The sequence below is a fragment of the Spirosoma luteum DSM 19990 genome (assembly GCF_000374065.1).
Classification (GTDB): Bacteria; Bacteroidota; Bacteroidia; order Cytophagales; family Spirosomataceae; genus Spirosoma; species Spirosoma luteum.
Genome location: NZ_KB893245.1, coordinates 487445 through 511065, shown reverse-complemented (window position 1 = coordinate 511065; position 23621 = coordinate 487445). Strand labels below are relative to the sequence as shown.

Sequence of the window (23621 nt, the reverse complement as noted above, 5' to 3'; positions counted from 1 at the left end):
TAGCCGATTGGCCGTACCTTTGCTTCATGAATCGCAATCTGTCAGACGGCCTCAACTTTGTGTCCAAACTAACGCCCAAACGGGTGGCGAATGCGCTCAGGGTGCTGTCGAGTTATTATCTGGCGAAGCAAACGGGCAAGCCCGTACAGCGGGGCTTGCCCATGTCCATCTCGTTTGAGCCAACCACAAGCTGTAATTTGCGCTGCCCGGAATGCCCCAGCGGGCTCCGGTCGTTTACCCGCCCGACGGGGATGCTGGGTGAGGACCTGTACAAACGCACCATCGACGAACTGCACGATACACTGCTTTATCTGATTTTCTACTTCCAGGGCGAGCCTTATTTGCACCCTCAGTTTCTGGACCTGGTTCGGTACGCTACGGAGCGGAACATCTACACCGCTACCAGCACCAACGCCCATTACCTGACCGATGCCAACGCCCGTAAAACGGTTGAGTCGGGGCTGGACCGGCTCATTATCTCGATTGATGGCACTACGCAGGAGGTGTACCAGCAATATCGAGTGGGGGGAAAGCTGGAAAAAGTATTGGAAGGCACAAAGAATATTTTACGCTGGAAAAAAGAACTGAAATCACGCACGCCCCACGTTGTCTTTCAGTTTTTGGTGGTAAAACCCAACGAGCATCAAATTGCCGAAGTCAAAAAATTGGCTCGCGAACTGGGCGTGGATGAAGTAGGGCTGAAAACGGCTCAGATTTACGACTACGAACAGGGCAATGAACTCATCCCTTCGCTGGACGAGTACAGCCGCTACGCCCCTCAAACCGACGGCACTTACCAGATTAAAAATGGCTTTGGCGACCATTGCTGGAAGATGTGGCACTCCTGCGTCATTACCTGGGATGGCCTAGTGGTGCCCTGCTGTTTTGACAAAGATGCGCATCACCGGCTCGGCGACTTACAAACCCAATCCTTTGCCGACCTCTGGCATGGCCCGGCTTACCAGGATTTCCGCGAAACCCTGTTCCGTTCCCGCTCAGAAATTGAGATGTGCCGGAATTGCACCGAGGGAACGAAGGTGTGGGCGTAAAATGAATTTTGAATGAGCCAATGATAGAGTGAGTGAATAGTTAGCAACAATACTTATTCACTCACTCTATCATTGGCTCATTCAAAATTCATTTTACTAAATCCTTGTAGCTAATTAGCTGAACGCCTTTGGTTTTAATTAGTGCCTTCACGCGGTCGTTGGTCCAGCAGTCGGTTACGCCCTGCCGGTCCTGGGTAACCTGCTCGTAGCCGATGTGGTGAATGGCCTTTAGTTCGGGCGTGTCCAGGCCGGGGTGGTCGACAAACAGGTACGTTTTGCCCGGTTCCAGACGTTCGAGCATCTTCATAAAGCCGGCGATTTTCTCTTCCGACGTGGCGTGTGCACCGATGTAGCCGATGCTGGTTACGCCCTTTGCTACTGGATCAATATCAATTTTATATTCCTGCGCCAGTTTTTTGACCAGTGCTTTCACGTCATCGCCCATGCTGGTGCACCCCATATGACCGGAAATATGACTGATGCGCGGAATCTTTTTCAGGGCCAGTTCAATCTGCGCCCGAAATTCCTTTTCGACATCGGCCAGTTGCCAGTTGTTTTCGACAACCGAGCGTTTCGGGTAGTTTTTATTCGGGTAAATCATGGGATAAAAATACCCGTCGGCATCCCGCAGGCTGGGGCAATCCGATACGGGGCGCCACTTGAGGTTGTCCCACTCACTACTAAGGGTCAGGTGGATACCCACATCGACAGTCGGGTTTTCGGCCAGCAGTTGCACCGCTTCCGGAAACCAGGGCGATGGTACGAGCACCTCAATGGACGTTTCGATACCGTCTTTATAGCAGGTAATCAGTGCTTCATTTCCACTGTGTGCATAGCCCATATCATCACCCCGAATAATCAATCGGGGTGGTACCGTTTGGGCAAAAGCCGTATTAACAAGCAGTAGAAAAAAGAGAAGATGCCTCATTTTGTAAACCTAATCGTCATCATCATCGTCGTCCTCACCTTTTTGCCCCAATCGCACAAAAGCACCGCGCCGGGGGGCGGGCATAACGCTCCTTTCTCCCCGTACCGTTTGCCAGACAATCTCACTGAAAACAAGGTCATCAATATCATCGGGATGAGTCAGGTTGAACAGCGACGAGCGTTTTGAGTTTCGGTTGACAGCCACGTTCTTCTCGTTGATATTAACGCCTGCTTCCTGTGCTTTAAACGGCGTCGAGTCCGCCTTTTTGGCGAAACACCGCCACATGGGCGTAGCAGCCGCATCGTACTGGCTCATGGGCTTGAGACCCAGAATCAACTCTATGGTGCGCAACATACCCGAAGTCGAATACATGGTATGATCGACGAATCCCCGTTTTACATATCCCCCAGCCATAAAGGCAATGGAACGGTGCGCATCTACGTGGTCAGGGCCATTCTGAGCATCGTCTTCCAGAATAAACACAACGGATTCGTTCCAGATAGGACTTTTGGACAGGTGTTCGACGAATCGCCCAACGGCCAGATCATTATCGGCAACGGCGGCTTCTGGCGTTGGCATACCCACCCGTGCCCCCGAGGTATGGTCGTTGCCAAAGCGTACGGTATTGAGGGCGGGAACTTTACCGGCAGCCACTAACTGATCAAAATCCTTTTCCCACACCTCTTCACGATTGACGTCGAGATAACCCAGATTAAAGCCTTTGAAGTCGGGGCAAAAATGACCATCAAGCACTTTCACATTAGCTTTAGCATCATCAGCAAACCAGCCGTAACTACGATAGGATATACCGGCACGCTGTGCGTGATCCCAGATGAAGCCATCCCGTGGGTGAGCAATTTCTTTACTGCCCTCATAATCATACGTACCGCCACGACCACCGTAACTGGTCACCCAGTTTTTTTCGATGTAGTCATTAGCGTACGCTGCCGACGACCAGTTGTGCCCATCGGCACTGACTTCGGCATCCACGTAAAAATTATCCAGCAACACAAATTGCTTCGCCAGCGCGTGATGATTTGGCGTTATTTTCTGGGGAAATAAACAAAGGGAAGCATCGCCATTACCTTCCTTCATATCACCCAGAATCTGGTCGTAGGTACGGTTCTCCTTGATGATATAAAACACGTATTTAATGGGTGACCGTGACGACGGACCGTTGCCACCAACCCGCATCGGAATTGGGTTACCCGCTTCCCCTTCGGCCTGAAGTTCTTTTGTTTTGGTGTAGGGTGTATTGGCATAAACCAGCCGGGAATAGGCTGCTAAAACATCGGTGCCGGGTACGTCGATGATGGAGAGTGTGCCTTTAAACAGGCCCCCAATGTACTGAACCGGACCGAGGTTGGCCTGTGGATTAGGGCCAACTTCCTGCGCTGTTCGGGATTTCACGGGGTTTGGTCCGCGGGGATTGGCTTTGGAAGAAAACCCTTTTCCGTTCGTTACAAAAACTTTCGAACCAATCACTTCTACAGCCGTTGGATACCAGCCCGTTGGAATAAACCCGCTGGACTGGCTGTGGCCTTTTCGGGTTACATCGAACACAGCCAGGCAGTTGTTATCCGCATTGGCAATATACAGGGTATTTTGATCGTCGCTCAGAGCAAGTCCATTGGGCGTGGTGCCCACGGGCGCGTTGGGAAAGAGTGAAGACGTCAGTGTTTCAATAACCTGCCGTTTGGCCACATCAATTAAAGCTACTGTATTATCATTGCCATTGGCAACATAAAGGTACTTGCCATCGCGGGTGAGCAGCAGGTCATTGGGGTTTTTATTGGTGGCAATTTCAGCCGTGATGGCCTGCGTACTCGTATTAATCATTAGTACTTTGGCACCACCCCAAATCGAAATAAACAACTCATTTTTGTCGGGGGAGAGCGTGCAGGTATAGGCTTTATTGCCTACGTTTATCCGGCGCAGCACTTGCCGGTTTTTCGTGTCGCAGATGTACAGCGAACTGTCTTCTTTCGTGACCACGTAAAGACGGTTCTTCGCATCATCTACACACAAGCCCGTCGGCGAAATTTTCACCGGCCAGGGTTTTCCCAGTACAATCGCTTCGCCAGGCACCAGCTTCTGGTTTTCAATTTTGTACACCAAGATTTTGTTGTCGTTACCGCCCGATGCATACAACCGCGTTTCGTCATCGCTGAAGGCCAGCCCCAGATAAGCTTTGGCCACTTTGGTGGAGTCAATAAGCTTTTCGGTTTTAGCATCAATCAGCATGATGCTTTGGGTACTCTGCCCATTGTTCGTAACGGCGAGATACTTTTTGGATGGAGAAACCACCAGATTCAGCGGTAAATCGTCCAGGTTCAGACTCCGACCGGTGGGCGTTAGTGACCACCCATTCGGCAGATTGACCCGTTTGGCGGCCAGACTTTTGTATACATCGGCTTCCTGGGAGGTCTGGGCCGAATTACTTTTTCGGTTACAACTGGCTGCTAAAGTAAGGAGTACCAAAGCCCCCAGCGCGTACAGAATAGTGGTATGTTTTGCCATGGTTGATAAAGTATTGTAGGGTTTTTAAGGTAGATTCGGGCTCAATCATCATCGTCATCATCCTCGGCACCAGCCAACTCGGCTGGATACCGTTTTTTACCTTTCGCACTGAACCACAAGATACGATTGAGCAGGTCGTCATGTCCCCGGTCAATAAGGTCAAACTTGTACTTGATTGACTGAGTGGCAAATCGCAGGGCTGGCCCTTTCAGACCGGTGGGTGACGGGTTCATCTCGGCCAGATTGACGAGGTTCGGTTGCTTCGTGTACGCGAACGAACGGTCGGGTTTGTTCGTGAAGCAGTCGAACATGGGCAGGGCCGTAGCGTCGATGACATTCATGGGCGGGAGACCCAGTATCTGTTCCATCGTCCGGACCATAGAGGTCTGGTTGTAGTTCGTATGAATAGTTGTTTTCAGCCGGGAATAAGGGCTGATAATAAAACCAGTGGTTCGGTAAGCCGATAGGTGGTCCCAACCCGCCTGCGAGTCATCTTCCGTGATGAAAATAACGGTCGATTCCGCAAACCGGCTGTGCGTAATAGCATCCACAATCCGGCCAACGGCCAGGTCATTATCGGCCACCATGGCTTTGGGCGTGGGGAAGGCCGGGTTCGTGCCCGCCGTGTGGTCGTTGGGTAACGACATTACCATCAGGTTAGGCAGGTCGGCGTTGGGATTGGCCGCCGTTTCGTTCAACTCCTTGATAAACGCATCGGCCCGCATCTGGTCGCTGATGGTTTCGTCATCGCAGCCGGGGAAATCCTGCGCCAGAATGGGCCTCACGCGCGAAATGGTGGTGGTATTGGTGTAGGAAAACGGCTGACCCGTTTGCTGAAGCTGGTACAGGTCTTTCCAGTTGTACTGTTTTTTATCGAAATGACAGGTGCAGGCTTCGCCATAGATACGAACCGTTTTGCCATGGTCGAGGGCGTTGTTCCAGATCAGGCCCTTTTTATCGTACACCAGCGCATCGTATAAAACGTGGGGATAACTGCGGAACCAGGCCCGCACGCTTTTTTCGGTGTAGTCCGTTACGATAGCCGCACTGGCCCAGTGGTGCCCTTCAGCCGATGATTTTCCTGAAACGTGGTAGTTATCCATCAACAGATAATCCTTCGCCAGCCGGTGCTGATTTGGGGTAATGCTATCGCCAAAGATGCACAGTTCAGGCATCCCGTTACCTTCTTTCATATCGCCCAGCACCTGGTCATACGTGCGGTTCTCCTTTATAATGTAGAGCACGTGTTTGAAAACAGATGGCTCGCCAATCCGCTCGGGCACGGGTTTGGGCGCGATGCCGGGGCGGGGCATCTGTTCCGTCAACGCCAGCCGAAACTGCATGCTCATTTTTTTCACTTTCTCCGTAAAGGCATCCAACTCCGATTGACCGGGAACGGGAATAAACGAAACGGACGCCAATTGCTTGTGGGAGTTGTAAGCCTTTATCTCTTTCCTGGATGGGCTTTTACCTTGTCCACTCTGATCGACAGGGTTGGCAATTCGGGCACCGGATGCCTCCAGATTCGTCACGTACAGTTCATCGTTGTTCAACACGATGCCGGATGGGTATGCCTGCGTGGGAATATAGCCTTTTATAGTGGTAGTGCCGGTGCCGGACGTGGCCACCCGGCTACCCAGCGCAACGACACAGAGTGCATTATCCATCCCGTTGGCCACGTACAGCGTGTTGCCGGAGGGATGGATTGCCAACGCATTCGGCGTACTGCCGATATAGCCATTTCCCCGGTTGTACAAACCCACAAAAATGGAATCGGTAACCTGCTGTTTCTGCACATCCAATACAGAAACATAATCACTGTTGCCATTGGCTACGTACAGAAACCGCTGGTCGGGGCTGCTGATGATAGCGTTGGGATGCAGTCCAACGGGTACTTCCCGCTCTGCCTTACCCTGCTGTATGTCGATAATAGAAACCGTTCCCCGCGACAGGGCACCCGTTTTGGGATCAATGTACGCGCTTCCCCAGGGAACGCCCGCTGTTTCCAGCCCATCGGCCGCATCAGGTACGGGGCCTGCCCAGTTAGTCACATAGGCTTTGTTGCCCACGATGGTCAGACCGAAGGGAGCCACACCAGTTGGCACGGTCCAGACTACCTTTCTGTCCGCCACCCGAATCTTTACCAATTGATTGTTACCATTCAGAACCGTGTACAGATACAATTCACCATTTTCCTCTTTTACCGCTACCTCATTGGGCAGCGCAATGGTGGCCGGGGCTACCGGTTCGAAGGGAATAGTTTGTATCAATTGAGCGCGGGTACCGTCCCAAACGGCCTGCATTACATAGGAGTTTGGTTTACCCCGGCCACCCGCCCCCCAAAAAATATAGGTGGAATCATGCTGTACTATGGCCTTGATGCCGGAGAAAGAACTCATACTGCCTTTAAGAGCCGAGCCTTTGTTATAATCCCAGCGCGAAAGAAGCTGGTGCGTTTTTACGTTAAAAAAAGCGATTCCGAAGCGGTCTTCCACCACCAGTGTCTGCTTATCGGGTAGCAACACGGCATCCAGGCTATGATTCTCCAGACTGGCATCGCCAAAACTGACAGATTGCCCCGCTCCATCGATAATCCGGTTATAGGGCATTAGAAACGGCGACTTACTGCTTGCTAACGTGCTATCGTCCGTAGCCGTTTTATAGGCAGACGTAATGCCATCGGTATGACTGACTTTAGAGCCAGCCCGGCGACAACTACCCAGCAGAACGAGTAACGAAAGACAAATTGATCCGTAAATGGCGAACGTACTGTTGATTTTCATGGTATGCTGGTAGCCTTCAACATCCTAAAGCCGAAGAACTCACGTTTATTACCTGCTATTGGCAAGTACCCCACATTTAATCTGACAAAAGCAGAACTCGATGAATGCGTCTGTACCGAATTTTCAGCAATTTACTTAGCCGTACGGGTTCTATCCTAACACCCAATGCCTTACCGCGTTAAAGGATTATAAACTTCATCCATTGACCATTCATTAATCCTTAATAAAACAAACACGCGTTTAAGCCGAATAAAATTTTGTGAAACATTCCGTGAAACAGTTCTTGCATTCATGAAAACTATCCGGCATCTTTGGGACTGCAACGCACAGACCCATGGGTAAAGTCATTGCTATCGCCAACCAAAAAGGTGGCGTCGGTAAAACTACAACAACGATCAATCTAGCCGCCAGTTTGGCCGCCCTCGAATTTCAGACGCTTATTGTTGATGCAGACCCGCAGGCGAATTCCACGTCGGGGCTGGGATACAATCCGAAAGAAATTGAGAACAGCATTTACGAATGTATGGTAGAAGGGGTTCGCCCACACGATGCCATTATTCATACGGACTTTCCAAACCTGGATTTGTTACCGTCTCATATCGACCTTGTCGGGGCCGAAATTGAGATGATTAACTTGCAGAATCGGGAAGACAAGATGAAGCACACACTCGACGGACTTCGCGATGAATACGATTTCATTATCATCGACTGTTCGCCTTCGCTGGGCCTCATTACTATCAATAGCCTGACCGCAGCCGACTCGGTTATTATTCCGGTTCAGTGCGAGTATTTTGCGCTTGAAGGGTTGGGTAAACTGCTCAATACAATCAAGATTATTCAGTCGCGACTCAATACGCATCTAACCATTGAAGGTATTTTGCTGACGATGTACGATTTGCGGGTTCGGCTGTCGAATCAGGTAGTAGGTGAGGTAACAAGCCATTTCCAGCAAATGGTATTCAGCACCATTATTCCGCGTAATATCCGGTTGAGCGAATCGCCCAGTTTTGGCGTACCAGCCTTGGCGCAGGATGCCGACAGCAAGGGGGCGGTGAGTTACCTGAACCTGGCCCGTGAAATTTTGATTAAGAATGGCTTAATGCCACAGGAAGCATAATCAAGGTTTTCCGTTCATGTTTACAGTTGCGCGAAGCAGTTCCAGTGCTCTGGTGGGTCGTTTTTCAACCCGCACCGCTCAACCGAAAACTATAAACCGAAAACCGTAAATCCATTTTTAGATGGACAACGCAAACGCCAAAGCACCAGGCAAGAAAATGATAGGATTGGGTCGTGGCTTAGGTGCCTTGCTACACGATAATGAATCGGTTAGTCGGCAGCCCAAGCCATCGCCTTTCGAGTCTATTAGTACCATGACAGAAATTGGTCTGTCATTGATTGAAGCCAATCCGTTCCAACCCCGGACCCGGTTCGATGAAGAAGCCCTTCAGGACCTGGCAGACTCCATCCGTACGCAGGGTATTATCCAGCCTATTACCGTACGGCAACTAGGAAAGGACCAGTACCAACTCATTGCGGGTGAACGTCGTTTGCAGGCTTCGAAAATTGTTGGCCTGTCACACATTCCCGCTTATGTTCGCACGGCCAATGACCAGCAAATGCTGGAAATGGCCCTGATTGAGAACATTCAGCGGGAAAATCTGAATGCCATAGAAATTGCCCTTAGCTATCAGCGGCTCATTACGGAGTGTAGCCTGAAACAGGAGGAACTGGGCGAGCGTGTCGGTAAAAACCGCACTACGGTAAACAACTACATCCGGTTACTGAAACTGCCCCCCGTTATTCAGGCCTCGTTACGCGACAACAAAATTTCCATGGGCCACGCCCGGGCCATTATCAACATCGAAAACCCGGAGACTCAAATCAAGCTTTTTACCAAGGCGGTGGACGAAGAATGGTCGGTGAGAAAAGTGGAAGAGGCCGTTCGAAACCTATCAAAAGACGGCAGTGAACTGGCATCGACCCGGCGGATTACGCTGCCCAAGCAGGAGATGCGAAGTCTTCAGTTTAAGTTATCCTCGTTGTTTGGCACCCGCGTATCCATAAAGGCCGACGAGAAGCACAAGGGTGAAATAAAGATATTATTTACCTCGCAGGATGAGTTAACCAAAATCCTGGAAGTGCTGAACTCCCAGACGTAACCGTGTTAAATTACCTTAAAAGGGTGAGCAATGGGCGGGAGAAAAGGCAATTCGTACGTTTTACAGCTATGAAATGGCCTGTCTCGCTGCTCATTACCGTCCTGTTTTTTTTGTTGCCTGCCTGGGCACTCTTTGCTCAAAAACCAGCCATTGAGCCCGCCCCTACGCCAATCGCCGTCGATTCGACCAAACTGATTCGCTCAGCCGCTGATACGATTCCAGGAACAATACGGCGAAACGGGGTTCAGGTCAGGACCAGCCCATTCAAACTCGATGACGATTCGACGACGCTGGATAAACCGGATACGACCTATGTTACGGCGAAGCAGGAAGCCAGAATTCATAAAATAATTCCCAGCAAAGCGACCATGCGGTCAGTAATGCTACCCGGTTTGGGGCAGGCGTACAATAGGCAGTATTACAAAATACCGTTCATCTACATTGGTTTTGGCGTTATGGGTTACCTGTTCGTCAAATATCGTGGCTTAGCGAAAGAAGCAGAGACCGGTTACCGGCGTTTGCTGTATGGGGATAAACTGGCAAATGCCTACGAGGCTATGCTGCCACCCGGATACGCACCGGCTATACTAACGCAGCCCGTTCTGATACCAGCCGACATACAGCCCGTTACCGAAGTAACAATTGGTATTGATCCGCTCTCCGACAAAGCCGGTGTGTTCCGCACAACGGCGGGGGCCAAAAACGTTTACGATACCTTTCGGCGCTATCGGGATTTGAATATCCTTTTATCCGTAGTTTTGTACGCCATAAACATTGTAGAAGCCAATGTGGCAGCTCACCTGAAAACGTTTGATTTGACCGACGACATTTCCATGAAGGTTGAACCTAATGTACTTACCATACCCGGTACAGGCTTCGTGCCCGGTGTTCGGATGGCATTTACGTTTAAATAGGTTTTGAGTTTGTGGTTAACGAATAGCCTGTCTACATTAGTTACGTGCCCACCAACCTTAAACCAAAACCGTGAACTTCCTATGAATATTCTTCTCCTTGGCTACGGCAAAATGGGCAAAACGATTGAGCAGATTGCGCTCGAACGGGGCCACCAGATTGCAGGCCGCATTGACGCTGACAACTACACGGACCTGGAAAACCTCGAACCCGATGAGGTTGATGTCGTTATTGAGTTCAGTTCACCCGAGTCGGCCGTTGACAATATAACGTACTGTCTGAAACGGGGCTGGCCCGTCGTTTGCGGTACTACCGGGTGGCTCAGCCATCGGGCAGAAATCGAAACAGTGTGCCGGAAAACGAAGGGTGCTTTTTTCTACGCATCCAACTACAGCATTGGTGTCAATCTGTTTTTTCGCCTGAACAAAACGCTGGCCCAGTTTATGCAGAACTACCCATCGTATCACGTTTCGATGACGGAGATTCATCACATCGAGAAGAAGGATGCCCCAAGTGGAACGGCTATTACCTTGGCCGAAGGCATACTGGAACAGTTGCCGACCAAACAGCGTTGGGTAAGCAGTGAAACGGACAGCAACCCGGAAAATACGGGTGAAGATACCATTGAAATAGCGTCGTTACGGGAGGGTAATGTACCTGGTACACATACAGTCCGGTACGAATCAGACGTTGACCGAATTGAGATTACCCATCAGGCACATAGCCGACAGGGTTTTGCTGTCGGGGCTGTAGTGGCTGCTGAATGGCTGGCAGGAAAAGAAGGCGTGTTTGGTATGGATGACCTTTTGGGATAGATGATGAATTAGGCAGGATAAGCGGTTACCTAAAACCAGCACATCTTCGTAATTTCGTCTTTGATTTATCCGCTTGCAGTTAACAATCAATCACATAGCCTGACATTTGCCGGCGAACCGGTTATAATTTATCATTAATCATTCATAATCAACCTACGTGTCGGAAGTAAAAACCAGAGCCGAAGAGAGAACGGCTAGAGCGAAAAAATCACCCATTCGGGAGTGGTTCGATTCTGTTTTGTTTGCCGTTGTGGCCGCTACCCTTATCCGATGGCTGTTCATGGAAGCCTTTACGATTCCAACACCGTCAATGGAAAATAGCCTGATGGTGGGTGACTTTCTGTTTGTCAGTAAACTGCACTACGGCACCCGGACCCCCCGAACGCCTTTGCAGGTTCCCCTAACGCACCAGAAAATATGGGGTACCGATATCCCCTCCTACAGTACCGCCATCCAGTTACCATCCTATCGGCTACCGGGATTCACCCACGTCAAAAACGGTGATGTTGTTGTGTTCAACGTACCGCCAAAGTACCTCAACGATAACATTGATTATCCGGTTGACCTGAAAACCAACTACATCAAGCGGTGCATTGGTATTCCGGGCGATGTGCTGGAAGTTCGGCTTCGTGAGGTATATATAAACGGGAAACCCTTCCCTACCCCTCCCCGCTCTGAGCAGAAGTATTTTATCAAAACAACGGAAGTGCTTGATGAAGCTTTCTTCCGTAAGTACGATATCGTTAATGATTACCGCGACCCCAGCCAGCCCACCGAAAACTGGAAACCGCTGGAGCAGTATAACGACTCGACCAAAGCAACGGCCATGGTTGGGTACATGCTCAACACGACTGAAAGCACGATAGCTAAATTCAAGGACTTCCCCTGGGTAAAAGGAATCGAACCCATGGTTGACAAGCCCGGAGAAACGTCGCCAATGATTTATGGCGCTCCCACGTTCCACTGGAACCACGACAACTTCGGACCAATCACAATCCCGAAGAAAGGGGCTACCATTTCCATTAACGCGCAAACTGTCGCGCTTTACGGGCCGGTTATTCAACAATATGAAGGTAATGAGGCTGTAGAACTCAACACCGCGAGTATCAAAATTGGCGGTCAGCCTATTACGTCCTATACGTTCAAACAGGATTATTACTTCATGATGGGCGACAACCGGGATAACTCACTGGACTCCCGGTTCTGGGGCTTTGTTCCTGAAGACCACATCGTTGGGAAAGCCGTGTTCGTCTGGATGTCTCTGGACCCAAACCCCGCTAACGCCTGGAATAAAATTCGCTGGAACCGCCTGTTCAGAACGGTAGACTGAGGAGGCCCGCGTAACGATTAGCCCAAATCCCCCGGTTTGTTTACGTGTATCGTAGCAAATTGGGGATTTGTTTTATGTTCCTGTTCATGGTTACTCCGTTTGTGAAATAAGAACTTCACCGTTTCCTGATTTTTCTACGTACCTGTATTGATGTGTTGAATCCGCTTTTATTGATAAGTGTCATAGTAAAGACAGCCAAGAAATTACCCGGTCGCAATCATAATTGGTTTCCATTTTTAGTAGTCTTACTGTTTGTTCACAGCAGCGTTCACGTTGGTCTGGCTCAAGGGAAAAGGAGCCACTCGTCCGTTCAGAAAAAGAGTATCAAGCGTCCTGCCAATACTAAAACGAGCGTATCTGGCAATAAAAACAGTAAGTCTGTACGAACGGTAAAGACGTTAATAAAGTCGATCACTGCGCTGAATGTGCCCATGCTGGGGCCCAAATATGCCCGTGTGACGATAAAAGACCGTACGCTGGCAGGCGCTGTTTATTACCTGGTTTCGGGTCATGGCGGGCCAGACCCCGGTGCCATTGGGCATTATGGCAAGTACCCGCTGGCCGAAGACGAGTATGCCTACGATGTAACAATCCGGCTGGCCCGGGTACTGATGGAGCACGGCGCGACCGTTTACATGATTGTTCGCGACCCGAATGACGGCATACGCGATGAACCGGTATTGAAACTGGATCACGATGAACTGACGTACCCCAGCCAGAAAATTCCCCTAAGCCAGGTTAAGCGGTTGCGCCAAGGCGTGGATGCCGTTAATAATTTGCATCGAAAACACAAAGGAGCTTATCAGCGGATGGTCACTATTCACGTCGATAGTCGAAGTGAGGGGCAGAATATCGATGTCTTTTTTTATCACCACGAGGCCAGCAAAGTTGGTAAGAAACTGGCCACGCACATTCATAAAAGCTTTCAGTCTGGCTATAAGCGCAGTCAGCCTAACCGAAACTACCTGGGTACCGTCTCGAACCGTAGTAATTTATACGTGGTCAGGAATTGTCATCCTCCCACCGTTTTTATCGAGTTAGGAAACATCCGTAATGCGAAAGATCAGCAACGGTTCCTGTTAGCCAACAACCGGCAGGCATTGGCAAACTGGATAAGCAGTGGTTTGCAGACGGCCTATAAAACACGCTGATTAGACCCATACTTACCACTCTACCGGTGTTAGTCCCTTGCTTTCCAAGTAAGCATTGGCCTGACTAAAATGTTTGTTTCCAAACCAGCCGCCGTAATTAGCCGCCATCGGCGAGGGGTGTTTAGCCTTCAGAATCAGGTGTTTTTTTCCATCGATAACGGCTCCCTTTTTCTGGGCGTAAGCGCCCCATAGCATAAAAACTACGTGCTGTTTCTCGTCTGAAATCAGCTTGATAACCGTATCGGTAAACGTTTCCCATCCCTTACCCTGGTGAGAACCGGCTTGCCCGGCTCGGACGGTGAGGGTAGAATTGAGCAGCATCACTCCCTGCGTAGCCCAGCGTTCCAGATTACCGGATTTTGGTACGGGCCTTCCCAGATCATCCTGAATTTCTTTGAAGACATTGATTAAAGACGGCGGCTTTGCGACACCGTCGGCCACCGAAAAAGCCAGACCATTCGCCTGCCCCTCACCATGATACGGATCCTGCCCCAGAATAACGACGCGGGCATCATCAAAACTACAGGTATTGAACGCATTGAAAATCAGGCGACCGGGCGGATAAACACGCTGAGTGCTGTACTCGTGCCGTAAAAACTCAGCCAGTTGCGTAAAATAAGGTTTGTCGAATTCTGATTGCAGCCGGCTTTGCCACGATTCGTCAATAGATACGTTCATGAGGGAACTGATAAAGTGGTTAAGAAATTATACGCCTACAAATGTTTTGACGTTGTTTACGTAAGTTTTTAGGCATAGTACTTGCCTAACTGAAATAATCAACCTAATTTTCGTTCTAAGGTTGTAAACGATCGTAAATTTATGGTTTCCACAATCACAGAAGGTGTGAAAGTTAGCGTAAAGACGGAGTATCAGTCCAGTTACTCCAGCCCACTTCAGGCTCATTACGTGTTCACGTACCGCATTACCATCGAGAACGCCAGCGATCATACCCTTCAATTGCTTCGGCGGCACTGGTTTATTTACGACTCCAATGGTACCGTTCGCGAGGTTGAAGGCGAAGGGGTAGTTGGCCTGCAACCTGTACTGGAGCCGGGCGAAATACATGAGTATGTATCGGGTTGTAATCTTCGTTCCAGTATCGGTAAAATGTCGGGCACTTACCTCGTTGAGCGCATCATTGACGGAAAACAACTCCGGGTAACGATTCCCGAATTTACGATGGTTGTTCCATTCCGGTTAAACTAAACAGGTAAAGTGACTTCGATAGGCAATTCTGAATAGGAGCAGCCGCATTAGTGTTCATTTTACATCCGCTCCGGCGTCTTATTGTCCCTTGTGATTACCGCTTATTTTCGTTACCTAAGTCGCGCCCGCGACGAACATTCGCTTCATTCCCCCTTTCTTTACGCCTTATATACCGAAGTGATTCGGGCCAGACGCAGCCCAGAAAAGGCCTTTGCTCCGATTCAGGCGGTACGAAAAAAACTTCGCCGAAGTCAGCAGCAGATTACGATTACAGACCTGGGCGCGGGCTCTAAAGTAAATCCATCCCGACAACGTACCATTGGCGATATTGCCCGCCACTCCCAGAAATCCGCCCGTTTTGGACGGCTTCTTTTTCGCCTTGTCCAGCGATTTCAGGCGACGACCATTGTTGACCTGGGAACATCGCTGGGGCTGACAACTGCTTACATGGCCGAAGCTACCAGAGTTTATGATGGTCGTGTAATGACTTTTGAAGGATGTGCCGAAACAGCCGCCGTAGCCCGGCAAAACTTCGACCAGCTGAAGCAGCAAAACGTAACCATCGTTGTGGGGAATCTGGACAAAACGCTCGCTACCGGCATTGCCTCACTCGGCCCGGTCGACTTCGTTTTCTTCGACGCTAACCACCGCTACGAACCGACCGTTCGCTACTTTGAAACGTGTCTGCGTCATATTCATAATGATACCGTTTTTGTGTTCGATGACATCCATTGGTCGGATGAGATGGAGCAGGCCTGGGCGTACATCCAAAAACACCCGTCCGTCACCGTCACCATCGATCTATTCTGGGTCGGGTTGGTCTTTTTCCGGCAAGAACAGCCACGGGAAGATTTCATACTCCGTTTTTGATAGTAGGAAGTCGCCTGTTTACCAGTACAACGCTTCAGGTAATTACCTAAAATAGGCTTCTGTTCGGAGGTAGTTTTATCCAGACAGGTGTCCACTGCTTCAAAAATCTGGCAATGTTATTCGTCCACAAGCGATTATTGGTGTACTCATTACGGTATCGTATAGGCAGGTACACACAAGCTTTATGCTGTTGGTAGCCCGGCGAAACTTACCGACTTACGCTCACCAATTTGCTGCCGCCACATGGCGTAGTAAAGTCCTTTTTGGGCCACCAACTCCTCATGGTTGCCGGTCTCGACGATTTTTCCTTTTTCGAGGACGAAGATGGTGTTGGCGTGCAGGATGGTAGAAAGCCGGTGAGCAATCAGAATGGTAATCTGCTCATTCAGGGCTGACACTTCCCGTACGGTATCCGTAATCTCCTCTTCTGTCAGTGAATCCAGCGCGGATGTAGCTTCGTCGAAAATCAGCAGACGCGGGCGACGGACCAGGGCGCGGGCAATGGACAGGCGCTGCTTTTCTCCCCCCGACATTTTCACGCCACCTTCGCCAATGGGTGTATCGAGGCCTTTTTCAGAGCGCGCCAGCAGGTGGTTGCAGGCAGCTTTATCCAGCGCATCGAGCATCTCAACGTCCGTAGCATCGGGTTTAACGAATAACAGATTTTCCCGAATCGTTCCGGCAAACAGGTGAGTATCCTGCGTAACAAACCCGATTTGTCGGCGCATTGGATTGAAACGGAGGTCTTTAGTCGAAATGTCATTATAATAAATCTCTCCTTCAACGGGTCGGTACAGGCCCACCAGCAATTTCACCATCGTGGACTTACCCGAGCCCGATGGGCCAACAAACGCAATTGTATCGCCCAGATTAGCATCGAAAGACACTCCATCAATCGCATTCTGATTCGCCCCTTTATGCCGGAATACTACCTTCTCAAAGCGCAGCCGTTCAAGTGGACCAACTTCCTGTGGCAATTCAGGATTGCGCTCGATGGGTTTTTCCATCAACTGTGCGAAACTGCTCAAGCCCGCTTCGGCCTCCCGATAGGCCAGAATGATGTTGCCCAGCTCCTGGAGCGGATTAAAAATAGCGACCGAAATAAACTGCATGGAGATCAGTTCACCCGTGCTCAGCACATTTCTAAAAATAAGCCAGAGAAGCGTAAATAGAACTGACTGTTTCAGAATGTTCAGGGTTGTGCTTTGCCAGAACGACAGCATCCGCACCCGCCGAACTTTAAACATTTCCAGTTCGAGAATACGGCCCGTTTGAGCCTTTAACCGACGAATTTCGGAGAAGGTAAGACCGAGACTTTTAACCAGTTCGATATTGCGAAATGATTCTGTAATGACACCCGACAGCAGGGCTGTTTCGCGATTTATGGCACGTTGAGTGGTTTTTATCTGCTTGCTGAGCAGGCCCGTGAGTCCGCCCAGAAACAGGACACCAATCATGAAAACGGGCACCAGGGCCCAGTGCTTCGTCACGGCATACCAGATCAGGAAACCCATTCCTACCACCGACGAGAAGAGTACGTTGACAAACGAGTTGATGAACTTCTCGGTATCGGTACGCACTTTCTGGAGAATCGACAAGGTGGCACCGCTACTCTGGTCGCCAAATTCCTGGTACGACAACCGCAGGGTTTGTTTCAATCCATCATTGAAGATATCGGTACCGAATTTCTGTACCACCAGCCGCGTCGTGTACTCCTGAAACGCTTTGATAATATTCGAGAGTACAGCTACTCCGACTGCCAATGCCAGAAGCCATAGAACACCCGTCACTTTCTCTGATTCCGTTTTCTGACCGGGATGGGTGGCGTACTGATCAATAAGTTTACCGAAAATGATTGGGTCTACCAGGGCCAGAATCTGAGCGATACCAGCCAGAAGAAGGGCGAGCCCGGCCAGCCATCGGTACGGATACAGGTACTTCCAGATAATAGGCATAGGACAGTAACGCCCGCTAAACCAGTAGTGTTTAGCAATCAATCAGTTGGTCTTTTACCGACCTGACCTGGTGTATCCTATTACAATTGAGTAAAACTCCTTTTCTTCTACTTTTAACGTGACTAGTACCACATAATCGTCAATATACTCTTATGTACCTGTCGCGTTTGTTGATCCCGATATTTTCTGTCCTTTTTGCGTTCGCCGGTACGACGAGTAAGGATTACAGTGCTGTGCTAAAGTCGACTATTGATACCGCAAAGATTGACAGGGAGTATGCCCTGGAAGCAACGATGCTGGGCTACTTTGCCAAAGATGGTGCCCGAAATCCAACGCTGAAGGCCAACAAAGGCGACCGGGTTCGCATCACCATTACCGATGGCGAACTTATGACCCACGACATCGCTCTGGAAAAGATGGGCCTGAAAAGCAAGTCGATTAATGAAAAAGGAGCCACCGCCAGCATCACCTTCACCGCCGACAAAAGTGATACGTATTTCTGTACCGTTCCGGGTCACCGGGCTGCTGGTATGGTTGGTCAGTTTGAGGTCGTCGAAGGAGCAATTTCTACCGTCACCCTTGTGGGCCAACTACCCATGAAAAAGGGGCAACCCGTCAACCTGAATTTTGAGACGGGTACCCTGAAAGACTGGACCGCTACGGGAGATGCGTTTACCAGCCCGATTTTCGGGAACGACCCATCCCCCGTGCATGAAAAAGATATGCACATCGGTTTTTCGGGAAGCCATTTTCTGAGCAGTGGAGGAGTCACCAATGCTAAACTTACTGGTACCCTCACCTCCGTGCCTTTCACCGTAACCCAGCCATTTGCGTCCTTTCTGGTGTCGGGGGGAGCCTTGCAGGATACCCGCGTCGAACTGGTACAGGCTGGAACGGACAAGGTCATCTTTCATAGCACCGGACAGGGCCGTGCTACCTTGCAGCCGGTTGTGGTTGACCTGAAACCGTACATGAATCAGGCCATTTTCATTCGGATTGTCGACAACGAGACCGGTATTTCGCAGATTCCCTACATCCCCAATGACAAATGGGCGCACATCAATTTCGATGATTTTCAGTTTTATCCCACCCGCCCCACCTTCCCCAACGAACTGAAACCGGCTGATATCATCATTCTGCCCCCACTAGACCCCGTCCTCCACGCCGGGCTTTCCGGCACCGAAGCGGCCAACGTGATGACCCTTCCTAAAGGCTTTACCATCACCCTGGCCGCTTCTGAGCCGGATGTAGTACGACCCATCTGTTTCACCTTCGACCCGCGTGGTAGACTGTGGGTGGTAGAAGGACATACCTATCCTATCCCCGCGCCCGAAGGTCAGGGTAAAGACCGAGTGCTTATTTTTGACGATACCAATGGGGATGGAACGCTGGATAAGCGGAAAGTTTTTGCTGAAGGGCTAAACCTCGTCAGTGGGATTGAGGTCGGTATGGGCGGTGTGTGGCTCGGGGCGGCCCCGAATCTGCTGTTTATTCCTGCCGATATTAATGTCGATACCCCAACGCCAGCCGGACCGCCCCAGATATTGCTCGATGGCTGGGGCACACAGGATACGCACGAAGTACTGAACAGTTTCCGGTGGGGTCCCGATGGTTGGTTATACGGCACTCATGGCGTATTTACCCACTCCAACGTAGGCAAGCCGGGGGCACCTGATTCCGAACGCACCAAACTAAACGCGGGAGTCTGGCGGTTTCACCCCACCACGCACCAGTTCGAGTTGTTTGCCGAAGGAACCAGCAATCCCTGGGGGCTTGACTTTAACGATTACGGCCACGCCTTCATCACCGCCTGTGTCATTCCGCACATGTACAACATGATACAGGGCGGGCGGTACTTCCGGCAGGGTGGCAAGCATTTCAACCCCTACACGTACGACGACCTTAAAACCCATGCCGATCACGTACACTGGCTGGGCGAACGGGGTCCGCACGCCGGGAACTTCCGGTCGGCTTCGGCGGGTGGTGGTCACGCCCACTCCGGAGCCATGATTTACCTCGGCAATAGCTGGCCGAAGGAATACCGCAATGATATTTTCATGAACAACATCAACGGGGCACGGCTGAACCACGATCATCCCGTTCGGGCTGGTTCTGGGTACATGGTTACGCACCGGCCGGATTTTCTGGCCATGAACGATTCCTGGTCGCAGTGGCTGAATATGAAATATGATCCCAGCGGTTCGGTATGGGCCATCGACTGGTACGACAAAAATCAATGCCACAGCCCGAACCCGGATGTCCACGATAAAACGATGGGCCGGATTTTCAAAATCACGCACTCAACCGATAAATGGGTTCAGGTCGATTTAGCCAAAGCGTCGGATAAAGAACTGGTCAATTATCAGCTGCATCCCAACGAGTGGTACGTACGGCAAGCCCGAACAATGTTGCAGGAGCGTGGCCCGAACAACAAAGTACACAAAGCCCTTAAAGATATATTGACCAAAAACCCCGATGTCACCCGCAAACTTCGTGCGCTCTGGGCGTTGCACGTCACGAAGGGAATTTCCAAAAAGGAGTTGACGGACTTACTAAGCCATGAAAATGACTACATTCGGAGTTGGGCCATTCAGTTGCTGGCCGAAGACAAAACTATTTCGCCCGAAGCAATGAAACAGATGGCAACGCTGGCCAAAACGGATAATTCGGCCATGGTGCGACTTTACCTGACTTCAGCTATGCTGCGCCTTCCGCCAAACCAGCGGTGGGATGTAATGGATGCCCTCGTCCAGAAATCGGAGGATAAAGAAGACCATAACCTGCCGCTGATGGTGTGGTACGCCACCGAACCGCTGGCAACGGTGGATGCGAAACGGGCGCTCCAACTGGCCGAGAAAGCAAAAATGCCTAAACTACTGCCCTATACCGTTCAGCGCATTGGGGCCATCGGTACCGACGAATCAAAAAAACTGCTGAAAGAGCTGAACGACCGGGTAGGCAAACGCGATCATTCGCCCGAAACCCATGAGGTTCAGATGCTGATTGCCAAGGTACTGGGCGAGTAAAAACTGACTGACGACTATGAACAGACCAACCAATATCAACTCCCAATACCTGCTGGGTGGCATCCTGCTACTTTGTTTGTCCGCTACGCTGTCGAACGGACAACCGACTGCCCTTCCGTCCAGCGGTTTCAAAAAGACAATTTTGACCCGTGATTTTGTTTCGGAGGGGGTAGCTGTTGCCGACCTGAATAAAGACGGAAAAATGGATATCGTGGCCGGTTACTATTGGTTTGAAGCACCTAACTGGACCCGCCACGAGATGGCCCCATCCCGCACGTTTGACCCACGAAAAGAATACAGCAATTCGTTCCTAAACCTGGGAATGGACGTGAATCAGGATGGCTGGGACGATGTAGTGGTTGTTGATTATCCCGGCAAACCCGGTTTCTGGTTTGAGAACCCAAAGAGTAAGTCGGGCGAGTGGAAAAAGCATATCATTGCCGATTCAGTGGGCATCGCCAATGAGTCGCCGGGTTTTATTGATATAGATGGGGATGGTCGGCTGGATATCCTCTGTGGCGACATGGCAAAAAAGCAGATTGTCTGGCTGAAACCGCCCTCCAAACCTGGCGAAACGGAATGGAAACGGTTTGCGCTGAGTCAGGAGAATGTTCCCGGAACGGAACAGTATTCGCATGGTATTGGCTACGGGGATGTAAATAATGATGGCATCAAAGACGTGGTTATTCGCGAAGGATGGTTTGAGGGAAAGACGGATAAAAAATCCGGCAACTGGCTATTTCATCCGGCCAGTCTGGGCGAACCCTGCTCCCACATGCAGATTCTGGATGTTAACGGCGACGGGAAAAATGATGTAGTGAGCGCATCGGCTCATGCCCTGGGCGTATGGTGGTACGAACAGGTGTCCGATGAGTCGGGGAAGCTCAACTTTAAAACTCATCTGATGAGCAACACGACTGCCCAGACCCATTCCTCCATCATGGCCGACCTCAATGGCGATGGCCGAGCTGACTACATTACCGGCAAACGATTTCTGGCTCATAACGGTCGAGACTCCGGCGATGCCGATGCACCTATGCTGATGTGGTTCGAGTTTACGCCGGGTCAGGAACCTTATTACAAAGAGCACCTCATTGACAGCAACTCCGGCGCGGGCCTGAACATTGCCGTGCATGACATGAACGGCGACCGGAAACCCGACATCGTAATTGCCAACAAGAACGGGGTGTTTCTATTTGAGAACCAGCTAAAAAGTAAATAGTCAAATACCGTTCAGCGCATATGACTGATTAAAAACCATTGATATGATTTGTCAAACTTCCCACTTCTCACCAAACAACTCACCCAGCATCCGCGTAAACTCCGCCTGAATGGGAGCTGTGATGCTGATTTGTTCCGCTGAAATGGGATGGGTGAACGTAAGTTGCTGGGCGTGTAACAGCATGGTGTTCATCCCGAAATGCTCCTTGAATAGTTTGTTCTGCTTGTTGCAGCCATGGGGCCGGTCGCCAATGATGGGATGAAGGATGTGGGCCATGTGTTTCCGCAACTGGTGCATCCGACCCGTAGTGGGCGTCAACTCCAGCAGCGAATACCGGGATGTTGCGTGCTTGCCGTTTGGCAACGGAATTTCAGTGCGGTGCAACGTTTTGATGTGAGTAACCGCATCCTGCGATACACCCGTTTCGTCGTTGCGGAGGGAGTAGTCGATGGTTTGGGTATCTGGTGCGTAACCCCGCACAATGGCGATATAGGTTTTGTGGATATGGCCATCCATAAACTGCTGCTGCATCACTGAATTCATGGGTTCGGTTAACGCAAAGAGTAAAACACCACCCGTTTTGCGGTCAAGCCGGTGAACGGGGTATACCCGCTGCCCCAACTGGTCGCGAAGAAGTTGCACAGCAAACTCCGTTGCATCACTCGCTATTGGCGACCGGTGAACCAGCAGACCATGCGGTTTATTAATGGCTACCAACTCAGTTGATTGGTACAGAATGGGCAACAAATCGGGAGCAGAATCATCCATGTATCCGTTATCGTTTGGCCAGCGCAACAATATCTTTCACCTCCAGTACCGGTTTTTCATAGCCCAGGCTAACCGACTTAATCATGGCGAGCGCCAGTTCCTGCAACGTGGAAAAGCCAGCGGGGAAAAGTGCCCGGCCAATGGGGTAAATCCAGGCGATAAACTTGTAATAACTCTTCACGTTTTTCAGACCAGGGGTGGGTTTCATAAATCCCGGTCTGAACATATAGGCTTTTTTGAACGGTAGCCGCAGGAGGGCATTTTCGGTTTCGCCTTTTACCCTGGCCCACATGCTACTACCCTGCTCGGTGCTGTCGGTACCCGTGCCGGAAACGTAACAAAATGTCATATCTGGATTTAGTTTTGCCAGCATCTGGGCTAGATGCAGGGTCAGGTCATACGTGAGTTGACGGTATTCCGGTTCTTTCATGCCCACGGATGATACACCCAGGCAGAAAAAACAGGCGTTGTAACCGCTCAACTGGCTCTCAATGGATGTCAGATTGAAAAAATCAGCGTGGATGATTTCGCGTAGTTTAGGGTGCGACACCCCACCCGGTTTCCGGTTGATAACCAGCACCTGTTCAACGTTAGCATCGTTCAGACATTCGTGCAACACCCCTTCCCCTACCATGCCGGTAGCGCCGGTTATAATGGCTCTTATTTTCATAGGCTGATTGCCGTGGCAGTTTATACTATCGAATCCGATAAATGTACCGGGTCGTCCGGCAGCATCCAAATAGGCTACTCATAAAGAAATTATAGTAGTCCAATTATCTAATCCTGGCCTGAACTACAACGTAAAATCAACCGGGATTAACTTTCTGATATGCACTTTTGGCGGTGATTTCAACGTTAGTGAATGCCACCAATAAGCAGCGGGACCCGGTCTAAAACCGGGTCCCGCTGCTTATTGGTGGAAAGAAA

18 protein-coding genes are annotated in these 23621 nt (G+C 50.4%); 11 read left to right on the top strand and 7 right to left on the bottom strand.

What is annotated here, in order from left to right:
* Positions 1-26 precede the first annotated feature (26 nt).
* Positions 27-1049, top strand: a complete 1023-nt coding sequence (locus B156_RS0102200) for an SPASM domain-containing protein (RefSeq protein WP_018617976.1) — start codon at positions 27-29, stop codon at positions 1047-1049.
* An 88-nt stretch (positions 1050-1137) separates the two neighbouring features.
* Here B156_RS0102200 and B156_RS0102195 read toward each other — a convergent pair whose 3' ends face one another.
* Genes B156_RS0102195 through B156_RS0102185 form a run of 3 tightly spaced genes read right to left on the bottom strand, consistent with a single transcriptional unit; the run spans position 1138 to position 7280 of the window.
* The gene (locus B156_RS0102195) at positions 1138-1977 is read right to left on the bottom strand and encodes a polysaccharide deacetylase family protein (RefSeq protein WP_018617975.1); all 840 of its coding nucleotides are present in this window, start codon (positions 1975-1977) and stop codon (positions 1138-1140) included.
* Between the two features lie 9 nt (positions 1978-1986).
* The gene (locus B156_RS0102190; protein WP_018617974.1) at positions 1987-4497 is read right to left on the bottom strand and encodes a bifunctional YncE family protein/alkaline phosphatase family protein; all 2511 of its coding nucleotides are present in this window, start codon (positions 4495-4497) and stop codon (positions 1987-1989) included.
* 41 nt (positions 4498-4538) lie between these two features.
* Complete coding sequence (locus B156_RS0102185; protein ID WP_018617973.1) at positions 4539-7280, bottom strand: bifunctional YncE family protein/alkaline phosphatase family protein; 2742 nt, start codon at positions 7278-7280, stop codon at positions 4539-4541.
* A gap of 334 nt (positions 7281-7614) precedes the next feature.
* Between B156_RS0102185 and B156_RS0102180 the strand changes: the two genes are divergently transcribed.
* The 6 genes from B156_RS0102180 (at position 7615) to B156_RS0102155 (ending at position 13647) form a co-directional block, all read left to right on the top strand.
* Positions 7615-8397 (top strand): ParA family protein, encoded by a 783-nt coding sequence (locus B156_RS0102180; RefSeq protein ID WP_018617972.1) that lies wholly within the window; start codon positions 7615-7617, stop codon positions 8395-8397.
* A 121-nt stretch (positions 8398-8518) separates the two neighbouring features.
* Complete coding sequence (locus tag B156_RS0102175) at positions 8519-9439, top strand: ParB/RepB/Spo0J family partition protein (RefSeq protein ID WP_018617971.1); 921 nt, start codon at positions 8519-8521, stop codon at positions 9437-9439.
* A gap of 68 nt (positions 9440-9507) precedes the next feature.
* A complete protein-coding gene (locus tag B156_RS0102170) occupies positions 9508-10353 on the top strand; it encodes a DUF5683 domain-containing protein (protein ID WP_018617970.1) in 846 nt (281 codons plus the stop codon).
* Between the two features lie 81 nt (positions 10354-10434).
* Complete coding sequence (gene dapB / locus B156_RS0102165; RefSeq protein ID WP_018617969.1) at positions 10435-11166, top strand: 4-hydroxy-tetrahydrodipicolinate reductase; 732 nt, start codon at positions 10435-10437, stop codon at positions 11164-11166.
* 157 nt (positions 11167-11323) lie between these two features.
* Complete coding sequence (gene lepB, locus B156_RS0102160) at positions 11324-12496, top strand: signal peptidase I (protein WP_018617968.1); 1173 nt, start codon at positions 11324-11326, stop codon at positions 12494-12496.
* Between the two features lie 431 nt (positions 12497-12927).
* Positions 12928-13647 (top strand): N-acetylmuramoyl-L-alanine amidase, encoded by a 720-nt coding sequence (locus tag B156_RS0102155; protein WP_018617967.1) that lies wholly within the window; start codon positions 12928-12930, stop codon positions 13645-13647.
* A 12-nt stretch (positions 13648-13659) separates the two neighbouring features.
* On the opposite strand, the gene ung is transcribed toward B156_RS0102155, so the two are convergent.
* Positions 13660-14325: a uracil-DNA glycosylase gene (ung, locus tag B156_RS0102150; RefSeq protein ID WP_018617966.1), complete on the bottom strand. Its 666-nt coding sequence runs from the start codon at positions 14323-14325 to the stop codon at positions 13660-13662.
* 141 nt (positions 14326-14466) lie between these two features.
* Between ung and apaG the strand changes: the two genes are divergently transcribed.
* Positions 14467-14853, top strand: a complete 387-nt coding sequence (gene apaG, locus B156_RS0102145) for a Co2+/Mg2+ efflux protein ApaG (RefSeq protein ID WP_018617965.1) — start codon at positions 14467-14469, stop codon at positions 14851-14853.
* Positions 14854-14943: 90 nt separating this feature from the next.
* Positions 14944-15723 (top strand): O-methyltransferase, encoded by a 780-nt coding sequence (locus B156_RS0102140; protein ID WP_018617964.1) that lies wholly within the window; start codon positions 14944-14946, stop codon positions 15721-15723.
* Positions 15724-15905: 182 nt separating this feature from the next.
* Here the strand turns inward: B156_RS0102140 and B156_RS0102135 are convergent, their stop codons facing one another.
* Positions 15906-17678 carry an ABC transporter ATP-binding protein gene (locus B156_RS0102135; RefSeq protein ID WP_018617963.1) on the bottom strand — a complete coding sequence of 591 codons (1773 nt, stop codon included), beginning with the start codon at positions 17676-17678 and terminating at the stop codon, positions 15906-15908.
* A gap of 152 nt (positions 17679-17830) precedes the next feature.
* On the opposite strand from B156_RS0102135, the gene B156_RS0102130 reads away from it, so the two are divergent.
* Entirely contained in the window at positions 17831-20704 is a 2874-nt protein-coding gene (locus B156_RS0102130; RefSeq protein ID WP_018617962.1) for a PVC-type heme-binding CxxCH protein, read from the top strand.
* Positions 20705-20720: 16 nt separating this feature from the next.
* Complete coding sequence (locus tag B156_RS0102125) at positions 20721-21926, top strand: FG-GAP repeat domain-containing protein (protein ID WP_018617961.1); 1206 nt, start codon at positions 20721-20723, stop codon at positions 21924-21926.
* 51 nt (positions 21927-21977) lie between these two features.
* Here B156_RS0102125 and B156_RS0102120 read toward each other — a convergent pair whose 3' ends face one another.
* Both B156_RS0102120 and B156_RS0102115 read right to left on the bottom strand, forming a co-directional pair.
* Positions 21978-22694: a pseudouridine synthase gene (locus B156_RS0102120; protein ID WP_018617960.1), complete on the bottom strand. Its 717-nt coding sequence runs from the start codon at positions 22692-22694 to the stop codon at positions 21978-21980.
* Positions 22695-22701: 7 nt separating this feature from the next.
* Positions 22702-23364, bottom strand: a complete 663-nt coding sequence (locus tag B156_RS0102115) for an NAD-dependent epimerase/dehydratase family protein (protein WP_018617959.1) — start codon at positions 23362-23364, stop codon at positions 22702-22704.
* Positions 23365-23621: the final 257 nt, after the last annotated feature.

What these genes read in the sequence shown, in the direction of transcription:
- B156_RS0102200 (WP_018617976.1), top strand. Translation starts at nt 27, where the DNA reads ATGAATCGCAATCTGTCAGACGGCCTCAACTTTGTGTCCAAACTAACG.
- B156_RS0102195 (WP_018617975.1), bottom strand. Translation starts at nt 1,977, where the DNA reads ATGAGGCATCTTCTCTTTTTTCTACTGCTTGTTAATACGGCTTTTGCC.
- B156_RS0102190 (WP_018617974.1), bottom strand. Translation starts at nt 4,497, where the DNA reads ATGGCAAAACATACCACTATTCTGTACGCGCTGGGGGCTTTGGTACTC.
- B156_RS0102185 (WP_018617973.1), bottom strand. Translation starts at nt 7,280, where the DNA reads ATGAAAATCAACAGTACGTTCGCCATTTACGGATCAATTTGTCTTTCG.
- B156_RS0102180 (WP_018617972.1), top strand. Translation starts at nt 7,615, where the DNA reads ATGGGTAAAGTCATTGCTATCGCCAACCAAAAAGGTGGCGTCGGTAAA.
- B156_RS0102175 (WP_018617971.1), top strand. Translation starts at nt 8,519, where the DNA reads ATGGACAACGCAAACGCCAAAGCACCAGGCAAGAAAATGATAGGATTG.
- B156_RS0102170 (WP_018617970.1), top strand. Translation starts at nt 9,508, where the DNA reads ATGAAATGGCCTGTCTCGCTGCTCATTACCGTCCTGTTTTTTTTGTTG.
- dapB (WP_018617969.1), top strand. Translation starts at nt 10,435, where the DNA reads ATGAATATTCTTCTCCTTGGCTACGGCAAAATGGGCAAAACGATTGAG.
- B156_RS0102155 (WP_018617967.1), top strand. Translation starts at nt 12,928, where the DNA reads ATGCTGGGGCCCAAATATGCCCGTGTGACGATAAAAGACCGTACGCTG.
- ung (WP_018617966.1), bottom strand. Translation starts at nt 14,325, where the DNA reads ATGAACGTATCTATTGACGAATCGTGGCAAAGCCGGCTGCAATCAGAA.
- apaG (WP_018617965.1), top strand. Translation starts at nt 14,467, where the DNA reads ATGGTTTCCACAATCACAGAAGGTGTGAAAGTTAGCGTAAAGACGGAG.
- B156_RS0102135 (WP_018617963.1), bottom strand. Translation starts at nt 17,678, where the DNA reads ATGCCTATTATCTGGAAGTACCTGTATCCGTACCGATGGCTGGCCGGG.
- B156_RS0102130 (WP_018617962.1), top strand. Translation starts at nt 17,831, where the DNA reads ATGTACCTGTCGCGTTTGTTGATCCCGATATTTTCTGTCCTTTTTGCG.
- B156_RS0102125 (WP_018617961.1), top strand. Translation starts at nt 20,721, where the DNA reads ATGAACAGACCAACCAATATCAACTCCCAATACCTGCTGGGTGGCATC.
- B156_RS0102120 (WP_018617960.1), bottom strand. Translation starts at nt 22,694, where the DNA reads ATGGATGATTCTGCTCCCGATTTGTTGCCCATTCTGTACCAATCAACT.
- B156_RS0102115 (WP_018617959.1), bottom strand. Translation starts at nt 23,364, where the DNA reads ATGAAAATAAGAGCCATTATAACCGGCGCTACCGGCATGGTAGGGGAA.